The organism is Desulfovibrio sp. Fe33 (assembly GCF_028532725.1).
GTDB lineage: Bacteria > Desulfobacterota > Desulfovibrionia > Desulfovibrionales > Desulfovibrionaceae > Pseudodesulfovibrio.
This window is the reverse complement of record NZ_JAQKGU010000018.1, coordinates 1-9,353: the sequence shown is the minus strand read 5'-3', so window position 1 is coordinate 9,353 and position 9,353 is coordinate 1. Positions and strand designations below refer to the sequence as shown.

The following is a 9,353-nucleotide window of genomic DNA, read 5'->3' as shown; positions in this document are numbered from 1 at the left end:
CCCCCCCCCCCCCCCCCCCCCCCCCCCCCCCCCCCCCCCCCCCCCCCCCCCCCCCCCCCCCCCCCCCCCCCCCCCCCCCCCCCCCCCCCCCCCCCCCCGCCGGAGGCCACAAAAAAAGGAACGGTCGAAACCGTTCCTTTATATGGTTTATGTCGGTCCGTAAAGGAACTAGCGGGGGCGGACGGTGAGGACCGGGGCCTTGGAGCTCTTGACGACCTTTTCGGCCACGGAGCCGAAGAGGATGCGATCGATACCCTTGCGGCCATGGGTGCCCATGACGACCATGTCACAACCTTCAGCTTCGCTGATGGCCAGGATCTCTTCGGCGGGATAGCCGGTGACGACCTTGCCTTCCACCTTGATATCGCTGAAGTTTTCCTTGACAAAGGCGTTCATGGTATCTTCAGCACCGGTGACTATTTCGCCCACGAAACTCTCGATGGAGCTGGGCGGAACGTGGAAGCCCACATACTGGCTGAGGGAAGGCGCGACATAGAGCACCAGGACTTCCGCCCCTGCACTCTTGGCCATCATACCCGCGTAATCAGCGACCATCGGGCTGTAATCCGAGAAATCGACAGCGCACAGAATCTTCTTGATTTCGGCCATGGGTTCTCCTCCTTATGTTGTTTTCCCCGCTCAAAGCGGAAGGAAAGGATTCTTGCCTAATTCATTTATGCCTTTCCCGCTCACGATAGACAACCTTTTTCTTCTGCATTAGTGTCTATGCGAAGGAGGCCGTCTTTCGGCGAACGCGGCAGAATTTGCCGGGCCTCTCACAAAAAAAGAATAAGACTTTACAGACGGTTGTCAATACACAGGCATTGGCAGGCTTCTTGCTTTATTTAAGGCAAACCACAGGATAGGAGTTGAAGTATGAAGATCCGTCCTGATCAGATCGAGGGCGTCCAACCGGACCAAATGCAACGCCGCAACAAGGCGGGGCAGTCCGAATCGGCCTTCGGGGATTTTCTCAATCGTGAAGTGGCGCGAGGCGAAACGGCCGCCGCGCCGAACATTGCGCCGCCGCCGATCGTGAATCCCCTGCTCGCCGCCGGAGCGGTCGCCAACGTGCGTCCCGTGTCCGAAGACGGGGCCCAGGTCGCGGGTCAGGTGGAGTCCATTCTCGACAAGTGGGACGATTACGCCGCCGCTCTCGCCGACCCCGAAGCCGGACTCAAGTCCGCCTACGGCACCCTTGACGAGATCGCCGACGACGTGGCCAGCCTCAAGGCCGGACAACCGGACCTCGCGAGCACCCACCCCGGACTCAAGTCCATTGTCGACGAACTGGAAACTCTCGCCGCCGCCGAACAATTCAAGTTCAACCGCGGCGACTACGTCTAAACGCCACCGGAGCCCCGAACCTTTTCGCCCGGCCCGGCCCGCTTAAGCGGGCCGGGCCGCCTTCTTTTGGAGGACTTCCCCTTTCTCTTCGTAATGAGGAAAATCAGGGGTCGAAAGCCGCTTCGCGGCAATAGTCGGGTGATTTCGCCTCCGGCGGGCAAGGGTTCGCACCCTTGCATCCCCCTTATGCGCCTTCGGCGCAGGCTTTTTTTTAGGTTCGCGGCGTTCGGGAGAAAGGCGGGGGAGGCGAATGCATAGGTCCCCTTTTTCCCTAGCCGGAAATTCTGTTTTTCCTGGGCGTTGTCTTCACCCAAAAGACGAGCTTCTTGCCTTGATCCAGCACTGGGAATACGGGCCGCTTCGGCTCGTTGTGAAAAGAAGGCGGGAAAGCCCCGTAAAAGTGCTTGCGGATATAATCAAGACGGCATAAGTCACGCTCCTTCCGGCAGGCGATCGTATCCACGGGCCGCTTTGGCCGGATTTTTTGGGAAAGGAAAAACGGGCTACAGATCTTCCACAGGCCTGGGCATGGACTCGCCGCAGGAGCCGCGGGTCCGGCACATATTCAGAGACCTGCCCCCTTCACAATCATACGTGACCGACATCCTCCACCTGGAATTACGGCTTTTCGTTTTCCTTGGGGAGTTGGCCTGAGCGGACACCGTCCGTTCAGGCCTATATTTCAAGGAGATTGGGGATATGAATTTCCGCTGTTTTCGCCACACTCAGACTGCGGGCTACATCTTCATCATACTGGGCATCACATTCTGGAGCGGCAATTTCGTGGCCGCCCGAGGACTGGCCCAGGAGCTTCCTCCGGCCACCACCAACCTGTTGCGTTGGATATTGGCGTCCCTGATCTTCCTGCCCTTCGGCTGGCGGGCGTTGTGGCGTGAGCGAAAGGCGGTGGTGCGTCACTGGAAGGTATTGAGCCTGCTCGCGCTGACCGGCATCTCCCTTTACGATACGGCCGTCTTCCTGGCGGGGCAGACCACGGGAACGCTGAACATGTCGCTGATAGCGACACTCTCGCCGCTGCTGACCTCGCTGACGGCCCAATTCCTGTACAAGGAACGCATCGGTCATTCCATGTATTTCGGCATCGCCGTAAGCAGCTTCGGCGTGGCCTACCTGGTCACCGGCGGGCAGCTCGACCGGCTGCTGTCCCTGCACTTCGCCCCCGGGGACCTGCTCATCCTGTCCACGACCTGCATGTCCGCCGTGTACAACACCGCAGTGAGCAGGGTCGCCAAGGAATTCAGCCAGACCACCCTGTTTCTCTCCATCAGTCTGCTGGGCACCCTGTACCTCGTCCCCATGTATCTGTGGGAAACCGGAGGCCGCTTCACCGTGCCGCCGATCTCCGGCGGCGTGGCCGCGTCCCTGATCTATCTGGCGGTGCTCGCCTCGATTCTCTGCTTTCTCTTCTGGAACTCGGCGGTCCAGATTCTCGGCGCGCCCAAGGCCATGCTGTTCTATTACACCCTGCCGCCCGTCAGCGCGCTGATCGCCTGGCTCGTCATCGACGAGCCGGTCAACCGCACCCAGCTCCTGAGCGGGGCATTGATTCTTGCGGGAATATTCGTCGCGCTTTACGACGGCGCGCCCCAATCGGCCGGAAAGGGCGGCTTCAGACGGCAACACGCCATGGGCGTTGCCCAATGATGCCCAGGCAGAGCTTGATCTCGTCGTAGACAGGCTTTAGGCGACAGCGCCAACCCGCCGCTTTCCGAATCGGCCCGGCCTCGGGCAACGCCTTTTCCCGTCTACTCTCCCAGATACGCTTTGCGGATATCGGGATTTTCGAGCAGCTTCCGGGCATCGTCCTCCATGACGACGTTGCCCGTTTCCAGCACATAGCCGCGCACGGCGGCCTGGAGCGCGAGGTTTGCGTTCTGTTCGACCAGAACAACCGTAACGCCCTGCCCGTTTATCATCTTGATGATGTCGAAGATCTGCTTGACCAGAAGCGGGGCCAGCCCCATGGACGGCTCGTCCAGAAGCAGGACCTTGGGACGGCTCATGAGCGCGCGGGCCATGGCGAGCATCTGCTGTTCGCCGCCGGACAGGGTGCCGCCCAATTGCCTGCGCCGTTCGCGCAATTTGGGGAACAGCTCGAAGACTCGCTCCACGTCCTCCTTGACCCCGGCGGTGTCGCGGCGGAAAAACGCGCCCATATCGAGGTTTTCGAGCACGGTCAGGCGCGGAAAGATGCGCCGCCCCTCCGGCACCTGGCACAACCCCATGGTCGGCAGGACGTCCGGGTTCACGCCGTTGATCCGTTGGCCCTTGTACAGGACGTCGCCCGACACCGCCTTGACGATGTTGCAGACGGTCATCAGCGTCGTGGACTTGCCCGCGCCGTTGGCCCCGATGATGGAGACAACCTCGCCCTCGTACACCTTCAACGAGATGCCCTTCAGGGCCTGAATCCGCCCATACGCGGAAACCACGTTCCGCATTTCCAGAATAGGTGTTTTATCAGCCATGTATCGTTGCTCCCATCCCGTCTCCTCCGGCACATTCCGTGCTTTGCGGAGAGGGGCGGTTGTCGGTGTTCCAGGTTGCGGGCGAGGCGTTGCCGCCCCATTCGCGCGCCATGCCGGTTGCAGACAGCCTCCTCCCCTGCGGCGCGCACGGTATTCGGGAGGAAGGCGGGAGAAGGGCCATGCGGTCTTTCCCCCGGGTCATTGCGATCAGTCCGCTTCCTCCGACCGGCGGCCGACGCGCTTGGCGGGCCAAATGCCTGCCGGGCGAATCAGCATCATGAGAGTCATGACGCCGCCGAACACGAGCATCCGATACATCTCGAACTCGCGGAACACCTCGGGCAGGGCCACCAGGGCGAGGACGCCGAGGATGACGCCGGGGATGGACCCCATGCCGCCGAGAATGACCATGGCGAGCACCATGGCCGATTCCAGGAACGTGAACGACTCCGGGCCGACGAACTTCATGCGCGCCGCGAAGAACGCCCCGGCGAACCCGGCGAAGGTCGCGCCCATGGCGTAGGCCAGGAGCTTGAGCAGAAACGTGTTCACGCCCATGAGCTCGGCCGCCGTCTCGTCCTCGCGTATGGCCTCCCAGGCGCGCCCGATGCGCGAATAATTGAGGCGGTAGACCGCGATGATGGTCACGACGGCCAAACCGAGGATGACGTAGTACATGCTCGACAGCGAACGGAAATCGTAACCGAACAGCTCGGGCCGGGGGATGGACAGAATGCCGTTGGGACCGTTGGTCAGCGACATCCAGTTATTCAGGATGAGCCGGACGATCTCGCCGAACCCGAGGGTGACGATGGCCAGGTAGTCGCCGCGCATCCGCAGGGTCGGATAGCCGATGATGCAGCCCGCGATGGCCGCGACAAAGGCGGCGATGGGCAGGCAGAGCCAGAACGAAATGCCGAAGTGCAGACTCACGAGCGCGTAGGTGTATGCGCCTACCCCGTAAAAGGCTATGTATCCAAGGTCCAGCAGGCCGGCCAGGCCGATGACGACGTTCAGGCCGAGGCCGAGACAGATGTAGATAAGCACGCTGATGGCCACGTCGTGGGCGTAGCGGCCCGTAAGCAGGGGAAAGGCGATGGCTCCGGCCAGGACGATGCCCAGCAGCACCCAGTTGGGCGTCTTTTCGTAGATCGCGCCGATGAGGCCGGTGGCCTGTTTAGCGGGCGCGCCCACGGTGTCAAGATAGCCCGCCTCCTTCACCTGATAGAAGAACATGATGAAGACGGCGGCCACGGCCACATAGCCGAAGACCTTGAAGGTCGTGGCGAACTCCAGTCCGTCCGGCTTGATGCCGAGCATGGGCCACAGAAGAATGAGGAACCAGACCAGCCCGACGCCGCAGGCCAGCCACAGCCGCTTAGACTCGCGTATCGTCAACGTTCTCTCCCATAATGCCGGTGGGTTTGAAGTACAGTACGCCGATCAGGATGATGAAGGCGAAAACGTCCTTGTACTCGCCGGAAATATACCCGGCGGCGAAAATCTCGACCATGCCGATGATGAGCCCGCCGACGAGCGCGCCGGTGATATTGCCGATGCCGCCCAGCACGGCCGCGGCGAACGCCTTGATGCCCGGCACGAATCCCATGGTGTAGTTGACCGAGCCGTAATACAGCCCGACCATGATGCCTGCGGCGGCGGCCAGTCCCGCCCCGACGGCGAAGGTCAGGGCTATGATCCGGTTGGAATTGATACCGACCAGCGCCGACATGACCTTATCCTGGGCCGTGGCGCGCATGGCCCGGCCTATGCGTGTGCGGAAAACCAGAAGATTCAGCCCTACGAGCAGGAACGCGGTCACGGCCACGATGAGAATCTGCATGTAGGAGATCGAAATGGCTCCTATGGCGAACCCGCCGGAGGTGATCTCCGTGGGGTAGGCCCGGTCGTACACGCCCTGCGTCAGCATGAGCCCGTTTTGCAGGAAGATGGACATGCCGAGCGCGGAAAGCAGCGCGGCCAGTCGCGAGGCCTGCCGCAGCGGCTTGTAGGCGAGCTGCTCAACGGCCATGGCCAGCAGGGCGCAGTAGCCCATGGACAGGACCAGGGAGATGGCCAGGCAGGCGTATGGATGCAGCCCCTGCGAAGAAAGATAGGAGATCAGGATCACGCCCATGTAGCCGCCCGCCGCGAAGAATTCACCGTGGGCGAAGTTGATGAGCTGAATGATGCCGTACACCATGGTGTAGCCCAGGGCGATGAGGGCGTAGACGCCGCCGAGCGTGATGCCGTTGATGAGCTGTTGGAGAAAAAAGTCCATATTTTTCCAGTGTCCGGGGTCCCGCGTCGGCGGGACCCCGGTTGGTTAGACGGATTGAGGCCTAGTACTTTTCGCCGGTCAGGGAGTTCCAGTAGGGCATGAACTTGCCGTCCTGGACCTTGTACACGGTGTAGTTGGAGCCGGAGTCGCCGTTCTCCTGGTAGTTGATCTGCTTGGAAGCGCCGGTGAAGTCGAGCTTCAGCAGCTCTTCGCGGACCTTGGCGGGATCGGTGGTGCCCGCGGCCTTGACGGCCATCAGGTACGCGGTGGCGGAGTCAAAGGAATAGGCGGAGTACGCGCCCGGCTCGTTGCCGGTCAGCGCCTTGTACTTGCTCTGGAACTCCTTGAACTTCGGGGCGTCCTTGTCGATGGCGCCGAAGGTGCAGTACATGCCCTCGGAATCGGCCTTGGCGATCTCGATGAGTTTGGGATGGTAGACGGCGTCCTGGCCCATGAGGATGGCGGTGATGCCCATGCGCTTGGCCTGGATGACCATGAGCGCGCCGGTGGCGGAGTTTTGCAGGGAGATGTAGAACAGATCGGGATTAGCTGCCTTGACCTTGGTCAGCACGGCGGAATAGTCCTTGTCGCCCTGGTTGACGTGGTCGTGCTCCAGGACGTTGATGCCCGCGGCGGTGGCGGCGGCGGCCACGCCTTCGGCCAGCCCCTGGGAGTACGTGGTCTTGTCGTCCACGATGAAGATGCTCTTCACGCCCTCGACGCTCTGCATGAACTTGACGGCGGCCGGGGCCTGATGGTCGTCACGCCCGCAAGTGCGGAACATGTAGGGCAGGCCGCGCTCGGTGACTTTCGGGTTGGTGGAGGCCGGGGTCAGCATGATGATGTTTTCCTCGGCCAGGGTCTCGGAAGCAGGGATGGTCGAGCTGGAGCAGTATGCTCCGACCACGGCCGCGACCTTCTCGTTGATCAGCTTGTTGGCTGCGGCGACGGCCTGTTTCGGATCGCAGGCGGTGTCCTCGGAAACTATCTCGATCTTGGAGAAGCCGGGAATGCCTCCAGCCTCGTTGAAGACCTCGACGGCGATTTCCGCGCCCTGGCGGATATCGTTGCCGTCGGCGGCATAGGGGCCGGTCAGCGGCGACATGGTGCCGATCTTGAGGACCTGATCGGCCTTCTTCTCTTCGCCGCCGCAGCCCGCGAGGAGCAAGCCCAGAGCGAGCATGGCCACTGCGAGTACCAGTAAACGTTTCATAACCACTCTCTCCATTCGTTGCGGTTCAGCCAGCCTCTCTTACTGGCCCAAATATGCCTCGATCACGTCGGGGTTCCGCTGAATTTCCTCAGGCCGCCCCTCGGCGATCATTACACCGTGGTCAAGCACGACGATGCGGTTGCAGATGCCCATGACGACCTTCATGTCGTGCTCCACCATGAGCACGTTGATGCCAAGGTCGGTTATCCGGCCGATGGATTCCATGAGTTCCTTGGATTCCGCCGGATTCAGCCCGGCGGCCGGTTCGTCGAGCAGGATGGTGTGCGGCTCGCTGGCCAGGGCGCGGGCGATCTCCAGCCTGCGCTGATGGCCGTAGGGCATATTGGAGGCCACCTCGTCGGCCCGGCGGCCCAGCCCCATGAAATCCAGCGCCTTCTGCGATTTCTCGATGATCCGCGCCTCCTCCCGCCGCTGGCCGGGGCTGCGCAGAATGGCGCCCGCAACGCCGCATTTCGACCGGCTGTGCTGGGCGACCATGCAGTTTTCCAGCGCGGTCATGTTCTGAAAGAGGCGGATGTTCTGGAAGGTGCGGGCGATGCCCATGGACAGAACCTGGTACGGCCGCATCCCGGTGATTTTCGTGCCGTCGTAGGAAACCGAGCCGCTGGACGCCTTGTACACGCCGGTGATGACGTTGAAGACCGTGGTCTTGCCTGCCCCGTTGGGGCCGATCAGTCCCACGACCTCGCCCTCGGACACGGAAAAGGCCACATCGGTCAGCGCCTGCAAGCCGCCAAAGCGGACACAGATGTCGTCTAGAATGAGATTTGCCATATCAACCCAATAAAATAGAAGGAATCCCCCGCCATGAAAAAAGAGTCGATTCCCTTTCCGCGCTTCAGTCCCATGAAGTGGCGTTCATTTCGGGATTAGACGTAACTTCTTACCTTATCTGGGTAAAAAAGTCTAACTCACGGCCTATTTCTTATTCATCAGTGGGAAATTTGGCGAATCTGAAATAATTGTGAATTTAGTTCTCCCGCAGGGCGTCATTACGGAATCTATACTGTGTTTTGGTGTGAATTCGTGACTTCCGAAGGCAATCATGCCAAGGTGTCGAATGCATCCCCGACGCTGCGACATACGCAGCTCCATCGACCAAATAGGGAAAGGAGATCAACAATGGCGAAAACCATACTCATCACCGGCGCCACCGCCGGTTTCGGCCAGGCCATGGCCCACCGTTTCGCGGCCGAGGGCTGGAATCTTGTCATCACCGGCCGCAGAGCCGAACGGCTGGAAGACATCAAAGCCGCCCTCGCCCCCGCCAAGGTGCATACCCTGGCCTTTGACGTCCGCGACCGCGAGGCGTGCGAACAGGCCGTGAAATCCATCCCCGATGAATTCGCGGCCATCGACGTCCTGGTCAACAACGCGGGCCTGGCTCTTGGCCTGGAGCCTGCCCAGGCGTGCAACCTGGATGATTGGGAGGCCATGATCGACACCAACATCAAGGGCCTGACCTACATGACCCGCGCCATCCTGCCCGGCATGGTCGAACGCAACCGGGGCCATGTAGTCAACCTCGGCTCCGTGGCCGGGACCTACCCCTACCCCGGCGGCAACTGCTACGGCGGCACCAAGGCGTTCGTGAACCACTTTTCCAAAAACCTGCGCGCCGACCTCCTCGGCACCAAGGTCCGCGTGACCAACATCGAACCCGGCCTGTGCGAAACCGAGTTCTCCGTTGTCCGCTTCAAAGGCGACAAGGCCGCCGCCGACAAGGTTTACGAAGGAACTCAACCCATCACCCCCGAAGACATAGCCGAATGCGTTTTCTGGACCACCAACCTGCCCCCGCACGTCAACATCAACGCCCTCGAAGTCATGCCCGTGCAGCAGGCTTTCTCCCCATTCGCCATCTCTCGCGACAAGTAGTCGCCTCCGGCGGCCGGGGGAAGGAGAGGAAAAACCCTTTGAAAAGGGTTCTGTGCAACCAGGAACATGGGTAACACTTCTGCCCGGGAACATAGGTAACACTTTTACCGTTTCTGTTTCGGCT

General features: G+C 61.2%; 10 protein-coding genes. 3 read left to right on the top strand and 7 right to left on the bottom strand.

The window, feature by feature from the left end; all coding sequences use genetic code 11:
• Positions 1-168: 168 nt before the first annotated feature.
• Positions 169-609 carry a universal stress protein gene (locus tag PSN43_RS15880; RefSeq protein ID WP_272701722.1) on the bottom strand — a complete coding sequence of 147 codons (441 nt, stop codon included), beginning with the start codon at positions 607-609 and terminating at the stop codon, positions 169-171.
• Between the two features lie 267 nt (positions 610-876).
• On the opposite strand from PSN43_RS15880, the gene PSN43_RS15875 reads away from it, so the two are divergent.
• Positions 877-1,347: a hypothetical protein gene (locus PSN43_RS15875; RefSeq protein ID WP_272701721.1), complete on the top strand. Its 471-nt coding sequence runs from the start codon at positions 877-879 to the stop codon at positions 1,345-1,347.
• A 271-nt stretch (positions 1,348-1,618) separates the two neighbouring features.
• On the opposite strand, the gene PSN43_RS15870 is transcribed toward PSN43_RS15875, so the two are convergent.
• The gene (locus PSN43_RS15870) at positions 1,619-1,810 is read right to left on the bottom strand and encodes a hypothetical protein (RefSeq protein WP_272701720.1); all 192 of its coding nucleotides are present in this window, start codon (positions 1,808-1,810) and stop codon (positions 1,619-1,621) included.
• 236 nt (positions 1,811-2,046) lie between these two features.
• Here PSN43_RS15870 and PSN43_RS15865 point away from each other — a divergent pair, with 236 nt between their 5' ends.
• A complete protein-coding gene (locus PSN43_RS15865; protein ID WP_272701719.1) occupies positions 2,047-3,012 on the top strand; it encodes a DMT family transporter in 966 nt (321 codons plus the stop codon).
• 101 nt (positions 3,013-3,113) lie between these two features.
• On the opposite strand, the gene PSN43_RS15860 is transcribed toward PSN43_RS15865, so the two are convergent.
• The 5 genes from PSN43_RS15860 to PSN43_RS15840 form a co-directional block, all read right to left on the bottom strand.
• Entirely contained in the window at positions 3,114-3,836 is a 723-nt protein-coding gene (locus PSN43_RS15860; RefSeq protein WP_272701718.1) for an ABC transporter ATP-binding protein, read from the bottom strand.
• A gap of 207 nt (positions 3,837-4,043) precedes the next feature.
• Positions 4,044-5,234, bottom strand: a complete 1,191-nt coding sequence (locus PSN43_RS15855; protein ID WP_272701717.1) for an ABC transporter permease subunit — start codon at positions 5,232-5,234, stop codon at positions 4,044-4,046.
• On the bottom strand, positions 5,215-6,117 hold the full coding sequence (locus tag PSN43_RS15850) for a branched-chain amino acid ABC transporter permease (protein WP_272701716.1): 903 nt from the start codon (positions 6,115-6,117) through the stop codon (positions 5,215-5,217). The genes PSN43_RS15855 and PSN43_RS15850 overlap by 20 nt, the downstream gene beginning before the upstream one ends.
• Before the next feature lie 61 nt (positions 6,118-6,178).
• A complete protein-coding gene (locus tag PSN43_RS15845) occupies positions 6,179-7,330 on the bottom strand; it encodes a branched-chain amino acid ABC transporter substrate-binding protein (protein WP_272701715.1) in 1,152 nt (383 codons plus the stop codon).
• A gap of 39 nt (positions 7,331-7,369) precedes the next feature.
• Complete coding sequence (locus PSN43_RS15840; protein ID WP_272701714.1) at positions 7,370-8,125, bottom strand: ABC transporter ATP-binding protein; 756 nt, start codon at positions 8,123-8,125, stop codon at positions 7,370-7,372.
• A 348-nt stretch (positions 8,126-8,473) separates the two neighbouring features.
• Here PSN43_RS15840 and PSN43_RS15835 point away from each other — a divergent pair, with 348 nt between their 5' ends.
• On the top strand, positions 8,474-9,229 hold the full coding sequence (locus PSN43_RS15835) for an SDR family oxidoreductase (RefSeq protein WP_272701713.1): 756 nt from the start codon (positions 8,474-8,476) through the stop codon (positions 9,227-9,229).
• The last annotated feature ends 124 nt before the right edge of the window (positions 9,230-9,353 follow it).

What these genes read in the sequence shown, in the direction of transcription:
- PSN43_RS15880 (WP_272701722.1), bottom strand. Translation starts at nt 609, where the DNA reads ATGGCCGAAATCAAGAAGATTCTGTGCGCTGTCGATTTCTCGGATTAC.
- PSN43_RS15840 (WP_272701714.1), bottom strand. Translation starts at nt 8,125, where the DNA reads ATGGCAAATCTCATTCTAGACGACATCTGTGTCCGCTTTGGCGGCTTG.
- PSN43_RS15850 (WP_272701716.1), bottom strand. Translation starts at nt 6,117, where the DNA reads ATGGACTTTTTTCTCCAACAGCTCATCAACGGCATCACGCTCGGCGGC.
- PSN43_RS15860 (WP_272701718.1), bottom strand. Translation starts at nt 3,836, where the DNA reads ATGGCTGATAAAACACCTATTCTGGAAATGCGGAACGTGGTTTCCGCG.
- PSN43_RS15835 (WP_272701713.1), top strand. Translation starts at nt 8,474, where the DNA reads ATGGCGAAAACCATACTCATCACCGGCGCCACCGCCGGTTTCGGCCAG.
- PSN43_RS15865 (WP_272701719.1), top strand. Translation starts at nt 2,047, where the DNA reads ATGAATTTCCGCTGTTTTCGCCACACTCAGACTGCGGGCTACATCTTC.
- PSN43_RS15875 (WP_272701721.1), top strand. Translation starts at nt 877, where the DNA reads ATGAAGATCCGTCCTGATCAGATCGAGGGCGTCCAACCGGACCAAATG.
- PSN43_RS15845 (WP_272701715.1), bottom strand. Translation starts at nt 7,330, where the DNA reads ATGAAACGTTTACTGGTACTCGCAGTGGCCATGCTCGCTCTGGGCTTG.